The following is a 21,077-nucleotide window of genomic DNA, read 5'->3' on the forward strand; positions in this document are numbered from 1 at the left end:
CAATAGTGGTGACCGCTTCATGTTAGTGATTCCAGCCATTGATCTTAAGGACGGCCAGTGTGTGCGTCTTCGCCAAGGCGATCTGAAGCAAGAGACGGTCTATTCGGAAGATCCGGCGGCGATGGCCGCTCACTGGCAACAGCTGGGGGGCCGGCTCCTTCACCTGGTCGATCTCAATGGAGCGGTGGACGGACAACCCAGAAACTTTTCCTACATTGAAAAAATATTGACAAGGATCTCGATCCCGGTTCAAGTCGGCGGAGGAATTCGGACCATGGATACGGTCCGGCTCTATTTCTCGCGCGGTGTGCATCGCGTCGTTTTGGGAACATCCGTCCTGAACAATCCCGGCTTCCTGGAGCAGGCTTGCAAGGAATTTCCTCACCGTATCATCGTGGGGATCGATGCGCGAGATGGTAAAGTCGCCGTCCAGGGTTGGACGCATGTTTCCGGCACCTCCGTGGCGGATCTTGTGCAGCAGCTTGGAGGGTATTCGTTGGCCGGTATCATTTATACCGATATTGCGAAGGACGGCATGTTGGCTGGACCCAATCTCCTCGCACTTCGCGAAATGGTCGACTCAGCGCCGGTACCTGTCATCGCATCCGGTGGCATTACATCGCTCGACGATCTTCGGGCTATTCGATCGCTTGGATCCCGGATTGCCGGGGCAATCGTGGGCAAGGCCCTGTATGATGGAAAGCTGGATCTGCGAGAGGCAATCCAGGCGGTGGCGTCGTGATCCTATGTTGACCAAACGAATTATCCCGTGCCTTGATGTCAAAGACGGCCGCGTCGTCAAAGGGGTCTCGTTCGTCAACCTTCGCGATGCGGGCGATCCGGTGGAGGTCGCCGCGGCGTACGATCGCGATGGAGCGGATGAACTCTGTTTCCTGGATATCACTGCATCCCATGAGAATCGTGCAACCATTCTTGACGTCGTGGCCCGGACTGCCACACAGGTCTTTATGCCCGTGACGGTCGGCGGTGGCGTGAGAACGTTGGACGATATTCGAGCCCTATTGAACGCCGGATCAGACAAAGTCAGTATCAACACCGCCGCAGTCGAACATCCCGAGTTCGTCAATGCCGCAGCCGGCCGGTTCGGGTCGCAATGCATCGTCGTGGCGATCGATGCCAAACGTGTCGGAGATCCACGCGCAAATCGCTGGGAAGTGTTTACTCACGGGGGGCGACGGGCAACGGGTCGAGATGTGATTGAGTGGGCGCAGACCATGGAACGCGCGGGTGCCGGAGAAATTCTCCTCACTAGTATGGACTGCGATGGCACTCAGGACGGATATGATCTGGAGTTGACGGCTGCCGTCTCCATGGGAGTGTCGATTCCCGTAATCGCGTCCGGAGGAGCCGGCCGCTTAGAGCACCTTGCCGATGCATTTACGGTTGGCCGGGCCGACGCGGTTCTTGCCGCCTCAATTTTCCACTATCGGACGTATACGATTGGGCAGGCGAAGAGGTTTCTGCACCAGAAGGGCATTCCGATGAGATTGCTGGATGGCCGGAGTGCAAATCCAATGGTCGCCTCATGAGTACGTGGGCTCGGATTCAATTCGACGAGCGGGGGCTGGTACCGGCGGTCGTGCAGGACTGGCGGGATGGCACCGTGCTGATGGTGGGATTCATGAACCGCGAAGCATTGGATCAAACCGTGACGACGAAGCGTATCCATTTTTGGAGCCGTTCTCGAAACAAACTATGGGAGAAGGGGGAAACGTCAGGCCATTATCTGCTGCTTAAGGATCTCTTCATTGACTGCGATCGTGACACGGTATTGGTGAAAGCAGAGCCGGTAGGGCCGACATGCCATACCGGCGCACAGTCCTGTTTTTTTTCGCAACTCGCGGAGACCGGGACGATGGAGGGCTCGAAATCCTCCGAGGTAATGGGCGGTATTCTCGACCGGATCTACGGCACGATTCTGGATCGAAAAGAACACCCGAAAAGCGGTTCCTATGTGTCATCACTATTTGAAGGCGGGCAAGACCGGATTCTTAAGAAGATTGCGGAAGAAGCCGGCGAAGTGATGCTTGCCTCTAAAAACGTCAAACGCGAAGAGATCATTTATGAAGTGGCGGATCTCTTCTTCCATACGCTCGTGGTACTCGGCTATCATGGCATCACCTTGCAGGACGTGTATCAGGAACTGGCGTCTCGCCATGGCAAGCGGGGCATACGTACACCTCAAAAGGAGACGGATAGACAGTGAGTGCCTGTCTGTTCTGCAAGATTGTGGATCGCACGATTCAGTCCACCATTGTGCATGAAGATGAGCACGTTCTCGCCTTCCAAGATATTCATCCTCAGGCACCCATACACATTCTCGTCATACCGAAGCGCCACATTCAATCGGTTCAAGAGTTAGAACAGGGTGATGCCGGCCTGGCAGGGCATCTCCTGCAAACCTGCGTGGACCTGGCGAAGGAAAAGGGAATTTCTGAGTCAGGTTATCGAATCGTCACGAATTCTGGGCTTCATGCCGGTCAAACGGTATTTCATCTTCATTTTCATCTTTTGGGCGGTCGTCCGATGACCTGGCCTCCCGGATAAGAGTCCTTCCTTGCCTTTACAGAGAGTCCGTCGATTTGTTAGGCTGACCGGTCGTTCTTCCTCGTATTAAGAGGCATCATGGCTGCGGGTTTGATCTCGGAAGAGATCATCAATCAAATTCGGGAACGCGTGGATATTGCTGAGGTAGTGGCCAATTATGTGGCTCTCTCCCGAACCGGACAGAATCTTAAAGGTCTATGTCCCTTCCATTCGGAAAAGTCGCCTTCCTTTACCGTGAGCCCCTCACGCCAGATCTTTCACTGCTTTGGATGTGGGGTCGGGGGCAATGTGTTTACATTTGTGATGAAACTCGAAGGAACGAGTTTTCCGGACACCGTGCGCCAGCTGGGACAACGTGCCGGCATCGCGGTGCCGTCTTTCTCAAGCGGGCAGGGAGCAGCCGATACGCCGCAGCGAGAGCGGCTCGAGCGACTTCATCAGTCGGCGATGAAATGGTTTCAGCGCAATTTATGGGACACAGAGCCCGGGCGTCAAGCCCAGAAGTATTGCGAAGTGCGAGGATTGGAGCGCGCTACCATTGAAAGTTTTGGACTCGGTGTGTCACTCCCGGCGTGGGATGGTCTAATTCGCGCGCTTGTGCAGGAACAGTATTCTATGGCGGATATTGCTTTGTCGGGTCTGGCCATAGCGAAGGAGCCGTCTAGCCGGCGCACGACCGATGCGATCGGATATTACGATCGATTTCGTGGCCGGCTCATGTTTCCCATTACCGACTTGCGCAACCGCGTGATTGGATTCGGGGGCCGAGTCATGGGGGAAGGTGAGCCAAAATATCTGAATTCTCCCGAGACGCCGCTCTTCAATAAAGGCCGAACCCTATATGCCTTCGATCACGCCCGCGATGCGGCCGGCCGGGAGAGCCGATTGGTCATCGTTGAAGGGTATTTCGATGCGATTGCCCTGCATCAAGCGGGTATCAGGAATGTCGCGGCTACGCTGGGGACTGCGTTGACCCCGGATCACCTGACGATCATTCGGCGGTTTGCTCAAAAGGTGGTCTTGCTTTTCGATCCCGATCCGGCGGGCGTGCGTGCAGCCTTGCGGACGTTGGATCTCTTTGTCGGCAGTGGGCTCGGTGTGACGGTTATTTCTCTACCAGGCGGTCACGATCCCGATACGTTTGTCAGAGAGCATGGGGCTGACGCATTCCGAGAGTTGCAAGAGCGGGCGCCGAGTTTATTGGATTTTGCGGTTGAGCATAGTCTGCAGCGAGCGTCCTCGGGGTCGATCGATGATCGTATCCGAAGCGTCGATGAGATTTTGCGTATTCTGCAGAAAACCAGTCATCGAATTGAACAAGAAGAATGTATGCGCCGGGTTGCGGAGCGACTGGGTCTCAATCAGCAGCGATTGATTGAACGCTATCCGGAATTGCGGCCCAAGCCGGACGGGCAGACGACAAGGCCGGCCCCGGTTTGGCAGTCGATCCGCTCCAAGCACCATCATGAAGAATGGGACCTGGCGTATTTCTTAGTTCAAGGGAAGCTCACTGCAACTCAGGTTCGTGCCTTACACCCCGAGTTCTTTACGGAACCGGTATGCCGACGGATCGTCCAAATCGGACTCCGACATGTTGATGGAGATGGTCGAGTCTTGGTTCGGCCGCTCCTCGATGAGGGATTAGGTGATCCGGACTGTAGTGCTGTGGTGACCGAATTGTCGATGTCGGAACGGCACTTCGATGATGTCACAGCCTATATCGACGGGTGTCTTGATGCGTTGGAGCGAAAACAGCGTCAGCAGGCCTTGGGGGAATTGATCGTGCAATTACGGGTCGCCGAACGGGAAGGTCGGGTAGAAGAGGCCCAGCGCTTGAACGCGCAGGTGAACGTCTTACGGCTCAGCAAGGCGGGTTCGGTCCCTATTCAGACCTCTTAATGTTTCACTGAGGAGTCACTATGCCGAAAGAAGAATTGCTCGGAGAAGTCAAAAAGCTCATTTCGATCGGAAAGGAAAAGGGCTATTTGACCTATGACGAGTTGAACAACACATTGCCTGCTGAAATGGTGTCCTCCGAGCAGATCGGCAATCTCATGAGTATGTTCGGTGAAATGGACATCGAGATTGTCGATTCGGCTGACGGTGACCGCGAACAGAAGCTTGGCGACGCGGAAGAGGCAGTGGAAGAGGTGGAAGAGGTCGAAGAAAAGGAAGAGATTGAGGAAGAGGAAAAGGAAATCGATCTGACGCCCGGCGTGTTGAGCCGGACCGATGACCCGGTGCGTCTGTATCTCAAAGAGATGGGAAGCGTCTCGCTACTTAGCCGAGAAGGTGAAATCGAAATCGCCAAGCGCATCGAAGAAGGCAAGAATGAAATTGCCTCCGTCGTCTTTGGCATGCCGATGACTATCCAATTTGTTTTGTCTCTCCGCGACGATCTCAAAAACGGCAAGATCAGCGTCCGCGAGATCGTGCCTGTTCAGGAAGAGGAATTTGAAGAGGATGCCGAGGTGGTCGAGCGCGACGACGAAGAGTTGCGCGAAAAAACGCTCGAAGCGCTCAACAAAGTTCGGAATGCCTCCAAGACCTTGATGACCCTGTATGAGAAGAGCCGCCATGCGGGCCAGGACCCGGCTCGTCAGCGCCGAATCAAGGGGCAGATTAAAGAGGTCCGTCCGCAATTAGTTGAGAAAATGGAATCCATCAATCTGCACGTCGTCTTAAAGGATCGGCTTGTACAGCGGGTGCGGGACGTCGCGCAAGAGATCCGTGCCGCCGAGCGCGAAATCGCGCAATGCCAGCGGAAGCTGGGTGTGCCCGGCGAACCCGGCGCCGAATTGTTGCGAAAGCTCTGTCGTGATCGCCGCGATTTTCTCGCCGTCCGTCGGAAGTCCGGCCTTGCCGAAGAAACGCTGAATGATCTCAAGAAAATCTATCAGGCGGCACGTGCCAAGGTCCGTCATTTAGAAACTGAAGAAGCACTTGTTTCGGCCGAAGAGATCAAAGACGCGGTTCGTCAGCTGGACATTGCTGACGAGAAAGTGAAGCGCGGAAAAGCCGAGCTGGTCGAAGCGAATCTCCGACTAGTCGTGAGTATTGCCAAGAAATATACAAATCGCGGTTTGCAATTTCTCGATCTCATCCAAGAAGGGAACATCGGGTTGATGAAGGCCGTGGACAAGTTCGAGTACAAGCGCGGCTATAAGTTCAGCACGTACGCGACTTGGTGGATTCGACAGGCCATCACGCGTGCAATTGCGGATCAGGCCCGGACAATAAGAATTCCGGTGCACATGATCGAGACGATCAATAAGTTGATCAGGACCTCACGCCATCTGGTCCAAAAACTCGGACGCGAACCCAATCCCGAGGAAATCGCTGAACGCATGGATCTCCCGCTGGATAAGGTGCGGAAGATTCTCAAAATCGCCCGCGAGCCAATTTCACTTGAGACACCGATCGGAGAGGAAGAGGACAGTCACCTCGGAGATTTTATCGAAGATAAGAAAGCGATTTCGCCGTTGGAGGCCGCCATCCGGTACGACTTGCAGCGGCAGATCAACAATGCTCTGCAAACGCTGACTCCGCGTGAAGAGAAGGTCTTGCGGAAACGATTCGGGATCGGCGAAGCGACCGATCACACCCTCGAGGAAGTCGGTCAGGATTTTGAAGTGACGCGCGAACGGATTCGGCAAATCGAAGCCAAGGCCTTACGGAAGCTTCGCCATCCCAGCCGGAGTCGAAAATTGAAAAGCTTTGTTGAAAGTTTATAGGGGATTTGATTGACACCTCGGCGAGCGGAGATTACAATCGATTCCTTCTGAGAACCGAAGGGGCCCATAGCTCAGTTGGTCAGAGCGGCGGACTCATAATCCGTTGGTCCCAGGTTCGAAGCCTGGTGGGCCCACCATCGGGAACATTGAGTTCACCTATGCGCATTCAAAGAGGCTCCGTTGCATCCCCAGCTTCCTATACTGATTGACTTGCAGACCATTGATCTGAGAATCCTTGAGATTAAGGATCAGGAACGTAAGCTCCCGCAACTTCTTCAAGCCTCTGAATCCCCTCTTCAAGAAGCCAGAGAACAGTCTCAAACGCTTGCCAAAGAATTAGACACGCTGAATAAAGAGCGGCGAGACCGCGAGCGCGACTTGGAAGTTCATGAAGCGCACGTTGGGAAACTCAGGACCCGCTTGATGGAGCTCAAGACGAATAAGGAATATCAGGCCCATCTGTTTGAAATAGAGATGGCCAACAAGAAAAAAGGCGTCCTGGAAGAACAGATTCTCACATTGATGGAGCGGATCGAGCAGAATCAGCACGCGGCGAAGCAATGCGATGAGAAGGCTGCTGAAGTCGAGCGCATTTTTGTCCAAGAGAAAGTCCGCATAGACACCTTGGCATCTGGACTCCACGAAGAGCTTGTTCAATTGGAGGACAAACGGGAGCAGATCGTTCAGGGGCTCGATAAGAAACTCGTCGCACGCTATGCCAAATTAAAGGCTGGCAGAAAAGACGTCGCCATCGTGGCGATCCGAAATGGAATATGCGCCGGATGTCGGCTCCAGCTTCCTCCTCAATTGCTGGCCGAGGTGAAACGTTCCGAGGACCTCCAGTCCTGTTCTTACTGCCATCGCATCCTGTATTGGGAGGGGGAGCCGGCTGGTGTGTCGGCAGGGGGCTCGCCGACGACCGGCGAAAGTGGACAAGAAACTCTTTAAGCTTCAGAAGTATACCCCAGCACCGACTGCGTAGTTTTGAAGTGCAGCTTCGCAACACTTTCTAGCCCTTCGCGTCCGAGCTTTTTTACGACTACACGTGCTGCAAGTTCCACCGCCTGAGAAGCCCCCTTGGGCAGAGACACCCCAATCTCGTCCGAGAGCCGTTTGAGCCGTATTAAGAATTCCGCTCGAGCAAGGACCGACGCAGCGGCCACAGCTAAGTCTTCTTCAGCTTTCGGTCGTTGGATCAGTTGGATCCGTTTGCCTTTTTCCAAGAGCGCATTCAAAATAAATTTTTCATCTCCAAATTTATCCGAAATCGCAAGGGGACACTCAGAATGCTCTAGGATGTTTTCCAATGCGCGCGCATGTCCCCATGCGAGCAACCGGTTCAAATTCCTTATCTTAGCGTACAGTTCGTTATAGCGATGAGGGCCGATCGCGACCACGCTGTGCCGACAGACCTGGCGAATGTCGGGTGCCATCTCAAGAATGCGGCCGTCGGAAATCCGTTTGCTGTCCCGCACCTGCATAAGCCGAAGGTCCGGTTCGTCTGCAGGTCTGATCAGTACGGCTGCGATGACTAATGGACCAAAGTAGTCTCCTTTGCCGGACTCATCAATTCCAATACGCTCGCCGCTGTAGGCCGTTTGATTCATAATTATTTTTCATCATTAAAAGGGGGGGCGTACTGTAACAAACAGGCGGGGGGCGGTCAATCCGAGTGGCCTTGAACGTCACTGTCGTAAACGTTATAGTGATTGAGCGCGTTGGAGGAGGTCAGATGATCGCCTGAACGTAGGTTCGGGAGGAAAGTCCGGACTCCAGAGGGTAGGGTGCTGGGTAACGCCCAGGCGGAGTGATCCGACACCGGCGCCACAGAAAATACACCGCCGATGACCGCCACGAGCACGCTTTCCGCGGCGGCACAGGTAAGGGTGAAATGGTGGAGTAAGAGCCCACCGCGGTCATGGCGACATGACCGGCAGGGTAAGCGTCACCCGGAGCAAGGCCAAATAGGAGGACACGAGGAGTGGGCACCGGTGCCACTTCTCAACGGTTGTCCCGACCGTGGTCCTCGGGTAGGCTGCACGAAGCTCGAGGTAACTCGCGCTCCAGAGAAATGATCATCCTCGGTTCGGATGAAATCCGAATCGGGACAGAATCCGGCTTATCGATTTGCTCCAACGCGTTTTTCTCAGCGCTGCTCGCAGTTCCCGCTCAGTGATCTTTCCGGCCAATCGCTCGTCCTGATCGATCAGGACGACAGGGATCCGATGACCGTACAGAGCTAAGAGTCGAGCATCCTCTGCGATATCAATGGAACGAAGAGTAAACGGGATATCGACTTGCACATGACGGGCGATTCGGAGTGCCACATGGCACAAATGGCAATTGTTTCTGGCCAGAATGGTCACTTCCATCATCATCGCCGGATCGGAATGGAATGGTTTCTGAATAGCATAGAGGCGTGGAGCAGGCAAGGTTCGTCCATGTGGACCTTAGGAGCGCCCATTGGAGGCGCATTGTTATTGACTTCTTTGTGCACAGAATGCTAGCATCGACGAACTTTCTTTTGTTTTTCAGACCCTTTCGAGAGAGGGCATCACGATGAAACTCACCGGCGCAGAAATTTTTGTGGAGTGCCTCAAGCGTGAAGGAGTGAAAACTCTCTTTGCGCTACCGGGAGGAGTTGTCCTCAAAATTTTCGACATTCTCCATCAGCAGAAGGGGCTTGATGTCATTTTGACTCGCCACGAACAGGGAGCCGGGCATATGGCTGAAGGGTATGCGAAGGCGACCGGCCGCCCAGGCGTGGCTTTAGTAACCTCAGGCCCGGGTATGAGCAACGTTGTGACCGCGTTAGTGGATGCCTACATGGATTCGGTGCCGCTCGTCTGTTTTTCCGGTCAAGTCTCCACCAGCATGATCGGCAACGATGCGTTTCAAGAAGCGGATAATATCGGTCTCAGTCGACCGTGCACGAAATACAATTTCCTGGTGAAGGACGTCAATGATCTGGCCGTGACCATCAAAGAAGCCTTCTACATTGCGACTACGGGTCGGCCAGGCCCCGTGCTTGTGGACATTCCGAAGGACGTCTCGATGAATAAGGCCGAGTTCACCTACCCGGGGTCGGTCTCCATTCGCGGGTACAATCCGACGTACGACGGGAACAAATGGCAAATCAAACAAGCCGCCGAAGCGATCGCCAAGGCGAAGAAGCCGGTGCTCTATATTGGTGGCGGCGTTGTTTTCTCAGGGGCTTCCGAGGAAGTGCGTCAGTTGGCCGAGATGTGCCAGATTCCCGTCGATATGACCTTGATGGCTTTGGGTGCCTTCCCAGGCGAACATCCGCTCTCCATGGGCATGATGGGTATGCATGGCACCTATTGGGCCAATATGGCGGTGCATTACTCCGATCTGGTGATTGCGGTGGGGGCGCGTTTTGATGATCGCGTAACGGGCAAAGTATCGGAGTTTTGCCCACATGCCAAAATCATTCACATCGATATCGATCCCACGTCGATTAAGAAAAACATTCATGTCGATATTCCGATCGTCGGTGATTGCAAGCGCGTGCTTCGTGAGCTGATCCAAGTGCTCAAAGCCACGGTGAATGGCGATCAAAAAGATCTGAGAAAGCCATGGTGGGATCAGATCAATGAATGGCAGCGCGCTCATCCGCTCACCTATAATCAGGATCCGACGGGTTCGATTAAGCCCCAACATGCCATCAAGCGGCTCTATGAATTAACGAAGGATCGCGACCCGATCGTCTCGACGGATGTCGGCCAACACCAGATGTGGTCAGCGCAATATTTCAAACTTCCGAATCCCCGGCGCTGGCTGACATCCGGTGGATTGGGCACGATGGGATTTGGCTTTCCCGCCGCCATGGGGGCCCAAGCCGCATTCCCGGATAAGCTAGTGCTGTGCGTGGCGGGCGACGGCAGCGTGCAAATGAATATGCAGGAAATGGCGACGGCGGTTGTGCATAAGCTTCCGGTCAAAGTGATCATCATCAATAATCGGTTTCACGGCATGGTTCGTCAGTGGCAGGATCTCTTTTATGAGGGTCGGTATTCTTCGAGCGATCTGAGTACGACGCCCGATTTTGTCAAACTTGCTGAGGCGTATGGAGCGGTGGGATTACGCGCCCAAAAAGTTTCCGAGCTTGATGCGGTGATCAAGGAGGCGATTGCGATCGATGGCCCGGTGATAGTCGATATCCCGGTGTATCCATACGAGAACTGTTATCCCATGATTCCTGCAGGCGGCTGCAACCATGAAATGATTCTGGCCGATCCTCCTGAACTCAAGAAAAAAATGGGCGCCAATGACAAGGTGACGCCGGAGGACAAAGATACGGTGGTGACGGCCTAGCGGAGAGTAACAATTCATGGTGATCGGCTGAAGGGTCGGTCATCACATCACTCATCGATCGCCAATTCTGACTATGGAACATATCATCTCAGTCACCGTTGAAAATAAGTTCGGGGTACTTTCCCGTGTGGCCGGTCTTTTTAGCGGTCGTGGATTTAATATTGAAAGTCTCTCGGTGGCGCCCACGCTCGATCCCACCATGTCGATGATGACCATCGTCACCTCCGGTGATGATCGGATCATCGAGCAGATCGTTAAGCAATTGAACAAATTGATCGATGTCATCAAAGTGGTCGATCTGAATGAAACGGAATTCGTGGAACGTGAGACGGCGCTCATTAAAGTCCACACGAAGGCTGAAGATCGAGCGGAAGCCTTGCGGATCACCGATATCTTTCGTGCCAACGTCATTGATTCGACTCCGAACACGTATACGATTGAAGTCACCGGGGATATTAAAAAAGTCGACGCGATGATCAATCTGCTTCAACCGCTTGGCATTAAAGAGTTGATCAGGACGGGCCGCGTAGCGATCGCACGTGAGTCTATTCGGCCTGCCCTCGCGCAGCCAAAACGGGTTGCCAAAGAGTAGCCTTCCAGTTCCGTCTTGTGAACGATCTGCCAATCTTTTACGCTTCAGGAGTGGTCATGAAAATTTATTACGACGCTGATGCCAATCTGGATGAGATTCGGAAGAAGAAGGTCGCGATCATCGGCTTCGGCAGCCAAGGCCATGCGCATGCGCTGAACTTGAAAGAAAGCGGCGCCGATGTCGTCGTTGGCCTGAGAGAGGGAGCGTCGTGGCGGAAGGCCGAGCAAAGTGGTCTCAAAGTCATGCCGACGGCCGATGCGGTGAAGGGCGCCGATGTGGTCATGATCTTAGCCCCGGATGAAGCTCAGGCCGCAATCTATCGGACTGATATTGCTCCGAATCTCAAGAAGGGGGCCTATTTGGCATTTGGGCACGGATTCAATATCCATTTCGGCCAGATTGTGCCTGCTGCCACGACGAACGTGTTCATGGTGGCGCCGAAAGGGCCGGGTCATTTGGTTCGCTCGGAATATACAAAAGGAAGCGGTGTCCCCGCGCTGCTTGCGATTCATCAGGATCCCAGCGGCAATACGCGTCAGGTCGGGTTGGCCTACGCGAGCGCGATTGGTGGCGGACGGGCCGGCGTCATTGAAACGTCATTTCGAGAAGAAACCGAGACGGATCTCTTCGGGGAGCAGGCCGTGCTGTGCGGCGGGCTGACCTCATTGATTCAGGCCGGATTCGAGACACTGATCGAGGCCGGATACTCTCCGGAAATGGCCTATTTTGAGTGCCTGCATGAAGTGAAATTGATTGTCGACCTGATCTATGAGGGCGGCATCGCGAATATGCGGTACTCTATCAGCACCACGGCAAAGTATGGCGATGTGACCCGCGGTCCGCGGATCGTGACCGATGAGACGAAGAAGGAAATGAAGAAAATTTTGGACGAGATTCAGAGCGGCCGCTTTGCGAAGGAATGGGTCCTGGAAAACCAAGCGAATCGCCCGGTGTATAATGCGTTATTGGCAAAGGGCGAGGCGCATCCGATTGAAGATGTCGGCGGTCGCCTACGCGCCATGATGCCATGGCTCAAGAAAGGCAAGTTGGTCGACCGGAGTAAGAATTAACGCCGGGCATCCATAGGCAACCATGGCGGATCGAGCAGTCGGCATTCCAATCGTCCGTGAGGGCGTGCCATTCATTGCAACACTCGGCGGTGCGACGATATTGACGGGCGCGCTCGGCTGGGGAATACCTGCCCTCTTCCTGGGTAGCGCGACTCTTTTTACCGGTTGGTTTTTTCGAAATCCTCGCCGTGACAGCCCATGTACGGAAGGAGCGGTTGTCGCGCCCGGCGATGGAAAAATTATCGCCATTGAAGAAGACTATGAGCCCCGGTTTCTCAAAGCGCAGGCCACACGCATCAGCATTTTTCTCAACATCTTTGATGTCCATGTCAATCGTATTCCCTGTGATGGCACGGTTGTCGATATCCTCTACCAGCCGGGGCGATTTGTTGCCGCCAATCAACCGGCCGCCACGCTGAGTAACGAACAGAATGCGCTGATGATCCGCAGTGTGAACGGAGCGAAAGTCCTGTGCGTCCAGGTCGCCGGCTTGATTGCTCGTCGTATTGTTTGCTGGGCCTCTCCCGGCGAGAAGGTCGTGTGTGGCGAACGGTTCGGACTGATTCGCTTCGGTTCACGGGTTGATCTGTTTCTTCCAAAAGGCAGCTCGCTGCATGTCGCGATTGGCGATCGGGTCAGAGGCGGTAAAGACCTGCTCGCGCTGCTGCCGGTCGGGGAGGCTTCATGCGCGGAACGATCATGAAACGGACGAAGGCCTTTATGAAAAATGATGGAAAGCGAAAACGGGGCGTGTATCTGATCCCAAATCTGCTGACGACGGGCAATCTGTTCAGCGGTCTCTTTTCCATTCTTGCCGTGTTTAACGCCAACTACATGGCCGCGGCGATTGCAATTTTGGTGGCGGTGGTGTTTGACATGCTCGACGGAAAGTCTGCTCGCTGGACCAATACGACGAGTCAATTTGGAGTCGAATACGATTCGTTGGCCGATATGGTCTCTTTTGGCGTGGCCCCGGGCTTGCTGATCTATTCCTGGGCTCTCAGCGCGCATGGCATGATAGGGTCCGCCGTGATGTTTGCATTTGTGGCGTGTGGCGCGTTGCGATTGGCTCGGTACAACGTGATGTCAGGCACGTCCGAAAGTAAGTACTTTACCGGCTTGCCTATCCCGGCCGCTGCCAGCGTCATTGCGACCGTCGTGGTGTTCGATCACCACATTGTTCGCATGGGCGCCGAAGTCAAGCCGCTGCTGATTCTTATCATGACGCTCACGCTCGCGTTTTTGATGGTCAGCACCGTGAAATACCGGAGTTTTAAGGATTTGAAATTCAGTGACGGGCATCACTTTAACTATCTGGTATGGGCAGTCTTGGTACTCATGTTGGTGATTGCCTGGCCGCAAGTGATGTTATTTGTAGTCTTTGCCGGCTATGCCGTTTCAGGAATGATCGAAAAAGGAGTGACCTGGCTTGCGAAGACGTTCGGCAAGCGCGGACCCGGAGAACAACCGGTTTTGCATTCGAAAGACTCGTAAGGGCGATGAAGAGGAATAGTAGGTAGCCACGACGGAATCAAGAGAGCTGGTGGTCCATTTACAAAATGGACATGGTGCAAACCAGCCCGTCGAGCACCGAACTCGCCTCTGAGCCGGACTCGTGAAGTGCATTCAGTAATGAGTCCCGTCTGACCCACGTGAAGGGTTGCAATGAAGGGTGATCGAGTTTTGCATGTCAATGGAACCGATCACTGAATCGGGGTGGTACCACGGAGTGCGAGAAGCCTTCGTCCCTGGCCAAGGGCGAAGGCTTTTTTGTTTATGAGGAGGCTGAAAAATACCGCCAGCTTCGTTCTCGGCTCGAAACAATCCTCAACGTACCTCAGAGGGTACGCTCCCGGTTGTTTCTCCCCTGCGGCCTTGCTGGACGGGTTTTTTGAGCCTCCTCGAGTTCCGTGCGATTCACAGCAGGAGGAAGAGCCATGACACGCATGATTCGGATCTTCGATACCACGTTGAGGGATGGGGAACAGTCGCCTGGTGCGAGCATGAACGTGGAAGAAAAAATCATGATCGCCAAACAGCTTGCGCGGCTGAACGTGGACATCATCGAGGCGGGATTTGCGTATAGCTCGCCGGGTGATTTTGAGGCGGTGAAGCGAGTCGCCGGCGAAGTCGAAGGTCCGACGATTTGCAGTCTGGCGCGGGCCAGACCGGAAGATATCAATCGTGCCTGGGACGCCTTGCAGGGGGCTCCGAAGGCCCGCATCCATACGTTTCTCTCGACCTCGGATATCCACCTCAAACATCAATTTCGCATGACCCGCGAAGAAGCGTTGAAGCGGGCGGTCGACATGGTGCAACTCGCGCGTGGCTTTGTCGTTGATGTAGAGTTTTCACCCATGGATGCGAGCCGATCGGATCCGAGCTACTTGTGTGAAGTCATAGAGGCTGTCATCGACGCCGGCGCGGGAACGGTCAACATTCCGGATACCGTCGGGTACGCGACTCCTCTCGAATTCGGAGGTCTGATACGGACGATCCGGGAGCGCACGAAAAACATAGAGCAGGCCGTGATATCGGTCCATTGCCATAATGATCTTGGCTTAGCGGTTGCGAATGCCCTATCCGCCGTAGGGGAGGGAGCCGGTCAGGTCGAATGCACCATCAATGGAATCGGTGAACGAGCCGGAAATGCCTCCCTTGAGGAAATTGTGATGGCGTTGCGGACGCGCAAGGATTCCTATGGGGCGGATACCGCGATTGTCACGGAGGAAATCTCAAAAACCAGTCGGCTCGTGAGCAAGATTACCGGCATGGTCGTCCAGCCCAACAAGGCAATCGTCGGCGCCAACGCCTTCGCTCATACGTCGGGTATTCATCAAGACGGGCTGCTTAAGGAGAAAAGCACCTATGAGATCATGCGTCCCGACTCAATTGGGTTGGTTCAGAGCAAGATGGTGATGGGCAAATTGTCCGGCCGGCATGCCTTCCGGCAACGGCTGGAAGAACTGGGATATACGTTGAGCGAGGCCGAGCTCAATCATGCGTTCGAGCGGTTCAAGCGGCTGGCCGATCAAAAGAGGGAAATCTACGAGGAAGACCTCGAAGTGATTGTGTCCGAAGAGATTGCAAAGGTGGAGCAACAATTCAGGCTCACATCGCTCATGGTCGAAAGCGGGACAGGAAAGATTCCGACGGCCGTCGTCGAGCTGGAGATTGCAGGTCGTACAAGCAAGCACACCGGAACGGGGGACGGTCCGGTCGACGCAGCCTATCGTACGATCGCGGCTATGACACACACAAAAAGTCGACTGTTGTCGTATTCCGTCAAAGCCATCACGGGAGGAACGGACGCTCAGGGCGAAGTCGCGGTCAGGTTGGAGGAGAATGGCAAGACGGTGACCGGCCATGGCGCGGACACGGATATTATCGTCGCCTCTGCGGAAGCCTATCTGAATGGACTCAACAAGCTGGCCTACTGGGCATCTAAAAACCGAATCTATCCGGAAACGTCGGCTTGATTTGGAGGATGACGCCGCTGTAGAGTTCATTCCTTTGCGAAAGAGCGAGCAGGACCGTGATTGTCAGAAGGCTCAACGAGTGCAAGGAATTTCTCGCGGGCGACCACACGCATTTACGTGAACTGCTGCATCCCGATAGCGCGTCGGTGAAGGTCGGCTATAGCTTGGCGCATGGACATTTAGCGCCCGGTGCCGATTCCAAACGGCATCGATTGTCTTCCTCCGAGGTGTACTACTTCTTGGCGGGTCGTGGAGTGTTTCACATCGATGGTCACTCGTCGCACATCGAATCGGGCATGGTCGTGTATGTACCGCCCGGCGCCGAACAGTGGGTGCAGAATACCGGCAGTTCCAAACTGGAGTTCCTGTGTCTGGTCGATCCGGCATGGAAGGCTGAAGATGAGCACATCATGGAGTAACGAGTGACCAGTAACCGTCAACGCAAAAAGGAGATTTGAGTTGAAAGCAAAGATTGCTGTCTTAGCCGGCGATGGCGTTGGCCGTGAGATTGTTCCGGAGGCGGTCAAGGTGTTGAAGGCCATTGGTCAACGCTTCGGTCATGCATTTGAATTTCCGGCTGGGGACGTCGGCGGACATGCGATCGACAAGGTCGGTGTGCCTCTGCCACAAGCCACGCTATCACTTGCCAAAGAAAGCGATGCCGTGCTATTGGGGGCGGTCGGCGGTCCGAAATGGGAAGGCTTGGAGTACAGTCTCAGGCCGGAGCGGGCGCTGCTGGGTCTTCGGGAAGAACTGGGCTTGTTTGCCAATCTTCGCCCTGCCAAGCTCTATTCCATGCTCGCCGATGCTTCAACGCTGAAGCGTGAAGTAATCGAAGGAATTGACCTGCTCGTGGTGCGGGAATTGATAGGGGGGATTTATTTCGGGAAACCGAAAGGCATTGAAAAGACCCCGACCGGCGAACGCGGCATTAATACGGAAGTCTACACGACGGAGGAAATCCGCCGCATTGCCACCGTCGCCTTCGACGCGGCACGCAAGCGCAAGCGCAAGGTTGCCTCCATCGACAAGGCGAACGTGTTGGAGTCTTCCGAGTTATGGAGGCGTGTGGTCATTGAGGTGCATAAGGACTATCCCGACGTTGAATTGAGCCATATGTATGTCGATAACTGCGCGATGCAGCTCGTGCGCAACCCAAAACAATTCGATGTCATTGTGACGACGAACATGTTTGGAGATATTTTAAGCGATGAAGCCGCTATGCTGACGGGGTCCATCGGGATGTTGCCATCGGCCAGTATCGGTTCACGCGTGGGGATGTATGAGCCGATCCATGGCAGCGCGCCCGACATTGCGGGCAAAAACATCGCGAATCCCATCGCTACCATTGCGTCGGCCGCCATGATGTTGAGCTATAGCTTTCAACTCGAAAAGGAAGCCCAGTCGATTGAGCAGGCCATTCTCCACGCCTTGGAACAAGGCTATCGGACAAAAGACATCCAGAGCCCCGGATGTCAGGTGGTTGGGACGATAGAAATGGGCGAGGCGATCCTGAAGAATCTGCGTCAGAATTAGGCAACCCCTATGTTAGTGTCGACAAAGCCGGGAACTATCAGCACCGTTGCGGGAAATGGCGAGCCCGCTCATTCGGGTGATGGCGGACCGGCCGTCGCAGCGAGCGTGAATGAGCCGAAGAATATCGCGATCGGTCGAGGAGGCCATCTCTTTATCGCCGATTCAGAAAATCATGTCATCAGACGGGTCGATCTCCATACCGGTGTCATCATCACGATCGCAGGTCGTTCGATGGAGCCTGTGCCTCGAGACGTCAGCGGCGGTGTGCAGGACGATCCGCTGCCGATGGATCAGGACGATCCCTTGGGGGGGCCGAGTCAAGAGGTAACGTCCCGATTTACTCAGTCAAGAGACGTCAGTGGAACAGTCCGGTTTGTGACCGGGACCCAACCAGGCGCGAAACGGTTTAGTGGTGATGGTGGACCTGCCGTGGAGGCGCAGCTGAATTTTCCGGGTGCCGTTGCCGTTGATGAGCACGGGCATGTCTACATCGCCGACACGATGAACCATCGCATTCGAAAGGTCGATGCGAACAGTGGGGTCATCACGACCATCGCAGGCACCGGCCAGAAGCGATGGTTAGGCGATGGCGGGCCGGCTGTCTCGGCGGCCCTCAATGAGCCAACCGCGCTGGCCTTGGATCGAAACGGTCGTCTGTACATTGCCGATCAAAGCAATCATCGGGTGCGTAGACTGGATCTCGCCACCGGGATTATCACGACTGTTGCTGGAACGGGAGAGGCAGCTTACTCCGGCGATGGCATGCCTGGTCACGAGGCGGCCCTCTCGGGCCCGAGTGGTCTGGCGGTCGGCGTCGATGGTACACTCTACATTGCGGATACCTTTAACGGAAGGATTCGGAAGGTCGATGTAGACACCGGCGTCATCTCGACTGTGGCGGGGGACGGGTCCGAATATCGGTATCAAGGCAATCCGCATGAGTTTTCGACCAGTCTCTCACGCCCGTACGGCATTGCACTTGAAACGGATGGACATCTCTTGGTGACCGATTCCGACAGTCATTTGATCCGGCGATGGCATCGGCTCAAAAAGATCATTACCCGGGTGGCTGGGACCGGAAGCGCGGGATATAACGGAGATGGCGGCCTACCGCTCGACAGCAGCTTGAACTATCCTTTTGGAGTTGCGGTGGATCATCAGGGCAATATCTATATCGCCGATACGTTCAATCATCGCATTCGTATGATTATGGCCTAACCCCGATCTCCAATTACACCATACACTTGCCGTATATTTGATGTGGCATTCGCGGAGTCAAGGATGTTGAAGAACAAAACTGCGTACCGTGTGGCGGTCGTGGGCGCGACGGGAGCAGTCGGCGCCGAAATGATTGAAGTTCTGGAGGAGCGAAAATTTCCGGTTGAAATGCTCTTTCCTCTTGCCTCGGCACGGTCCGCAGGCGGCACGGTCTTATTCCAGGGCCGGGATGTCACTATTGAAGAGCTGACCAAAGATTCGTTCGTCGGGATTGATATCGCCTTATTTTCAGCTGGCGCGGACGTGAGTCGGGAATACGGCCCCATCGCTGCGAAGGCGGGAGCGGTAGTCATCGACAACAGTTCGGCATGGCGAATGGACAAGGAGGTGCCGCTTGTCGTGCCGGAAGTCAACCCGCATGCTGCCGAACAGCATCACAACATTATCGCCAACCCGAATTGTTCGACTATCCAGATGGTGGTGGCGCTCAAGCCCTTGCACGACCAGGTTCGGATCAAGCGTATCGTCGTGACGACGTTTCAGGCAGTTTCCGGCACGGGCAAGGAAGCCATGGATGAACTCATGGACGAATGTCGGGATCTCTTAAGCTTCCGTTCTGCGGAACCCAAAGTGTATCCATACCAAATCGCGTTCAATTGTCTCCCGCATATCGATGATTTTTTGTCGTCGGGCTATACGAAGGAAGAGATGAAGATGGTCAACGAGACGAGAAAGATCATGGGAGATGCCTCGATCCAAGTGACCGCGACGACCGTGCGCGTTCCCGTGTATGTCGGTCATTCCGAATCCATTAATATCGAAACTGAACACAAAATCACGGCCAATGAGGCGCGAGCGCTTCTTTCAACCGCTCCAGGCGTCATGCTGTATGATGATCCAGAGCATAAGATCTACCCCATGCCGCTCGATGTCGCTGGAAAGGATGAGGTTTACGTCGGACGAATTCGTGAAGACGAATCGATTCCCAATGGATTGAACCTGTGGGTGGTCGCAGACAATCTTAGAAAGGGAGCCGCGACGAATGCCGTGCAGATCGCCGAACTGCTCGTGAGGTAATCCGTGTCTGAGCTCGGTGGGATCGGCAAACTCCTAATTGTCTTGGGAGTTGCGCTGCTGGTGGTCGGTGGTCTCATCACGCTTCTGGACAAACTATTTGGCACGGGGTCGGCATTCGGATGGCTCGGCAAACTACCCGGCGATTTTCTCATCAAGCGCGACCACGTCACATTCTACTTCCCGCTTGCGACAAGTATTCTGATCAGCATCGTGCTCAGTGCCGTGCTGTATCTCATATCTTTCTTTTTCAGACGATAAGTCTATGAAATGTCTCTCCCGTCTGATGCTGGCCATACTGATGTGGTGTGTCACGGACATCGCACTGGGCTCTGAATCCATCCGCGTGCTCTTGGACCAGCAGGTGAAAAAGGTGACGGTCCAGGGTGACCAAGGGCTGATTGTCACGTTTGCTAACGGCGAGAGACGCTCGGCGACTCGTCCGGTCACGGTGTCGATGGCGGCCGGCCACCTAGTGGTGAACGGGAGGCGGTTTCAGTCCTCCTCCGCCGTGTTTCATGCTCGCGGAGGAGACGTGTCTGCAGTGATTACGGCTCACATAAGGCCAACTCAGGCGCGGGACTCCAGTGGTGTAAGGAAGTACGCGCCTGTTGAGTCACCCCAGTCGTTTCGTGTCGGGGGATCGCTTCACATTATGGTCCGGGACGGTGCATTGGTGGTCATCAACGACCTACACATGGAAGAGTATGTGAAAGGAGTGGTGCCGTCGGAAATGAGCGCCGGTTGGCATCCGGAGGCGCTCAAGGTCCAGGCCGTCGCCACGCGAACTTATGCGCTGTATCAACGCGTATCGAATGCAGCGCGCGAGTTCGATGTAGTTGCCAGCACTCAGGACCAGGTCTATCGAGGCCGACAAGGCGTGGATGAACGGGTTCAGCATGCCGTCGAATCGACCCGTGGGATCGTCATTACGTATCAAAATGCCCCTATTCTGGCGGCCTTTTCGTCGACGGCGGCGGGACCCACCGAAGATGCTATGAATGTGTGGTCCAAAGACTTGCCGTATCTCAAGGGGGTGGAGTGCCCCTTCGATGAGAACTCGCCGTACTATCAATGGCGCATTGAGTTGCCGCTCCAGTCGCTGGAGCAATCCCTTAGAAAGCAGGGTATTCCGGTGGGCACGATTGCCACTGTCACGCCTTTCCTCTACAGCCGGGCCGGCCGCGTCGATAAAATTCGGATCTTGCATTCGGATGGAGAAGTGGTTCTCCGCGGCCAAGATTTTCGAAAGGCGGTCGGATACAGTGTCATTCCAAGCACGCAGTTCGAGATCGAGGCGCTGGGGCGCATGGTAGTCTTTGCTGGCCGTGGCTCCGGGCACGCCGTCGGCCTTTGCCAATGGGGGGCAAAGGAGCTCGCCGATCAAGGCTATCCCTATGATGCTATTCTCCGCTATTACTTTCCAGGAACAGAGTTGCAACAGGCGGCTTCACTTCATTTGTCCAATTAA

At 54.8% G+C, this 21,077-nt stretch carries 20 protein-coding genes, 1 tRNA gene, 1 other RNA gene and 1 pseudogene; 21 read left to right on the forward strand and 2 right to left on the reverse strand.

Going from position 1 to position 21,077, the window contains the following annotated elements; translation table 11 throughout:
• The first annotated feature begins 19 nt into the window (after positions 1 to 19).
• From hisA to ACWHYZ_RS06365, 8 genes are all read left to right on the forward strand, one after another.
• Positions 20 to 742 (forward strand): 1-(5-phosphoribosyl)-5-[(5-phosphoribosylamino)methylideneamino]imidazole-4-carboxamide isomerase, encoded by a 723-nt coding sequence (gene hisA, locus ACWHYZ_RS06330; RefSeq protein WP_447986436.1) that lies wholly within the window; start codon positions 20 to 22, stop codon positions 740 to 742.
• A 4-nt stretch (positions 743 to 746) separates the two neighbouring features.
• The gene (hisF, locus tag ACWHYZ_RS06335) at positions 747 to 1,550 is read left to right on the forward strand and encodes an imidazole glycerol phosphate synthase subunit HisF (RefSeq protein ID WP_447986437.1); all 804 of its coding nucleotides are present in this window, start codon (positions 747 to 749) and stop codon (positions 1,548 to 1,550) included.
• Complete coding sequence (hisIE, locus tag ACWHYZ_RS06340; RefSeq protein ID WP_447986438.1) at positions 1,547 to 2,227, forward strand: bifunctional phosphoribosyl-AMP cyclohydrolase/phosphoribosyl-ATP diphosphatase HisIE; 681 nt, start codon at positions 1,547 to 1,549, stop codon at positions 2,225 to 2,227. Before hisF ends, hisIE begins: the two co-directional genes overlap by 4 nt.
• Complete coding sequence (locus tag ACWHYZ_RS06345) at positions 2,224 to 2,568, forward strand: histidine triad nucleotide-binding protein (RefSeq protein WP_447986439.1); 345 nt, start codon at positions 2,224 to 2,226, stop codon at positions 2,566 to 2,568. Before hisIE ends, ACWHYZ_RS06345 begins: the two co-directional genes overlap by 4 nt.
• 78 nt (positions 2,569 to 2,646) lie before the next feature.
• On the forward strand, positions 2,647 to 4,467 hold the full coding sequence (dnaG, locus tag ACWHYZ_RS06350; RefSeq protein ID WP_447986440.1) for a DNA primase: 1,821 nt from the start codon (positions 2,647 to 2,649) through the stop codon (positions 4,465 to 4,467).
• 20 nt (positions 4,468 to 4,487) lie between these two features.
• A complete protein-coding gene (gene rpoD, locus ACWHYZ_RS06355; protein WP_447986441.1) occupies positions 4,488 to 6,302 on the forward strand; it encodes an RNA polymerase sigma factor RpoD in 1,815 nt (604 codons plus the stop codon).
• Positions 6,303 to 6,362: 60 nt separating this feature from the next.
• Positions 6,363 to 6,439, forward strand: a tRNA-Ile gene (locus ACWHYZ_RS06360).
• A 43-nt stretch (positions 6,440 to 6,482) separates the two neighbouring features.
• Positions 6,483 to 7,250 (forward strand): zinc ribbon domain-containing protein, encoded by a 768-nt coding sequence (locus tag ACWHYZ_RS06365; RefSeq protein WP_447986442.1) that lies wholly within the window; start codon positions 6,483 to 6,485, stop codon positions 7,248 to 7,250.
• Here ACWHYZ_RS06365 and rnhC read toward each other — a convergent pair.
• On the reverse strand, positions 7,247 to 7,909 hold the full coding sequence (gene rnhC, locus ACWHYZ_RS06370; RefSeq protein WP_447986443.1) for a ribonuclease HIII: 663 nt from the start codon (positions 7,907 to 7,909) through the stop codon (positions 7,247 to 7,249). The genes ACWHYZ_RS06365 and rnhC overlap by 4 nt on opposite strands.
• 113 nt (positions 7,910 to 8,022) lie before the next feature.
• On the opposite strand from rnhC, the gene rnpB reads away from it, so the two are divergent.
• Positions 8,023 to 8,440: RNase P RNA component class A (gene rnpB / locus ACWHYZ_RS06375), an RNA gene on the forward strand.
• A 21-nt stretch (positions 8,441 to 8,461) separates the two neighbouring features.
• Here rnpB and ACWHYZ_RS06380 read toward each other — a convergent pair.
• Positions 8,462 to 8,680 (reverse strand): annotated as a pseudogene (locus ACWHYZ_RS06380) (glutaredoxin family protein); the annotation flags it as partial.
• Positions 8,681 to 8,861: 181 nt separating this feature from the next.
• Between ACWHYZ_RS06380 and ilvB the strand changes: the two are divergent.
• From ilvB to ACWHYZ_RS06440, 12 genes are all read left to right on the forward strand, one after another.
• On the forward strand, positions 8,862 to 10,637 hold the full coding sequence (gene ilvB, locus ACWHYZ_RS06385; protein ID WP_447986444.1) for a biosynthetic-type acetolactate synthase large subunit: 1,776 nt from the start codon (positions 8,862 to 8,864) through the stop codon (positions 10,635 to 10,637).
• Between the two features lie 73 nt (positions 10,638 to 10,710).
• Complete coding sequence (gene ilvN, locus ACWHYZ_RS06390) at positions 10,711 to 11,229, forward strand: acetolactate synthase small subunit (RefSeq protein ID WP_447986445.1); 519 nt, start codon at positions 10,711 to 10,713, stop codon at positions 11,227 to 11,229.
• A gap of 56 nt (positions 11,230 to 11,285) precedes the next feature.
• Positions 11,286 to 12,299: a ketol-acid reductoisomerase gene (gene ilvC, locus ACWHYZ_RS06395; protein ID WP_447986446.1), complete on the forward strand. Its 1,014-nt coding sequence runs from the start codon at positions 11,286 to 11,288 to the stop codon at positions 12,297 to 12,299.
• 22 nt (positions 12,300 to 12,321) lie between these two features.
• Positions 12,322 to 13,002: a phosphatidylserine decarboxylase family protein gene (locus ACWHYZ_RS06400; protein ID WP_447986447.1), complete on the forward strand. Its 681-nt coding sequence runs from the start codon at positions 12,322 to 12,324 to the stop codon at positions 13,000 to 13,002.
• Positions 12,984 to 13,793, forward strand: coding sequence for a CDP-diacylglycerol--serine O-phosphatidyltransferase (gene pssA, locus ACWHYZ_RS06405; RefSeq protein WP_447986448.1), 810 nt, complete (start codon positions 12,984 to 12,986; stop codon positions 13,791 to 13,793). Before ACWHYZ_RS06400 ends, pssA begins: the two co-directional genes overlap by 19 nt.
• Positions 13,794 to 14,236: 443 nt before the next feature.
• A complete protein-coding gene (locus tag ACWHYZ_RS06410) occupies positions 14,237 to 15,778 on the forward strand; it encodes a 2-isopropylmalate synthase (protein WP_447986449.1) in 1,542 nt (513 codons plus the stop codon).
• A 56-nt stretch (positions 15,779 to 15,834) separates the two neighbouring features.
• The gene (locus ACWHYZ_RS06415) at positions 15,835 to 16,197 is read left to right on the forward strand and encodes a cupin domain-containing protein (RefSeq protein WP_447986450.1); all 363 of its coding nucleotides are present in this window, start codon (positions 15,835 to 15,837) and stop codon (positions 16,195 to 16,197) included.
• Between the two features lie 40 nt (positions 16,198 to 16,237).
• Positions 16,238 to 17,314 (forward strand): 3-isopropylmalate dehydrogenase, encoded by a 1,077-nt coding sequence (gene leuB, locus ACWHYZ_RS06420; protein ID WP_447986451.1) that lies wholly within the window; start codon positions 16,238 to 16,240, stop codon positions 17,312 to 17,314.
• Between the two features lie 9 nt (positions 17,315 to 17,323).
• Positions 17,324 to 18,532: an NHL repeat-containing protein gene (locus tag ACWHYZ_RS06425; protein ID WP_447986452.1), complete on the forward strand. Its 1,209-nt coding sequence runs from the start codon at positions 17,324 to 17,326 to the stop codon at positions 18,530 to 18,532.
• Between the two features lie 63 nt (positions 18,533 to 18,595).
• Positions 18,596 to 19,609: an aspartate-semialdehyde dehydrogenase gene (locus tag ACWHYZ_RS06430; protein WP_447986453.1), complete on the forward strand. Its 1,014-nt coding sequence runs from the start codon at positions 18,596 to 18,598 to the stop codon at positions 19,607 to 19,609.
• Between the two features lie 3 nt (positions 19,610 to 19,612).
• Positions 19,613 to 19,867, forward strand: a complete 255-nt coding sequence (locus ACWHYZ_RS06435; RefSeq protein WP_447986454.1) for a DUF2905 domain-containing protein — start codon at positions 19,613 to 19,615, stop codon at positions 19,865 to 19,867.
• Positions 19,868 to 19,871: 4 nt separating this feature from the next.
• A complete protein-coding gene (locus ACWHYZ_RS06440) occupies positions 19,872 to 21,077 on the forward strand; it encodes a SpoIID/LytB domain-containing protein (protein WP_447986455.1) in 1,206 nt (401 codons plus the stop codon).

Source organism: Nitrospira sp. Nam74, from assembly GCF_965152615.1.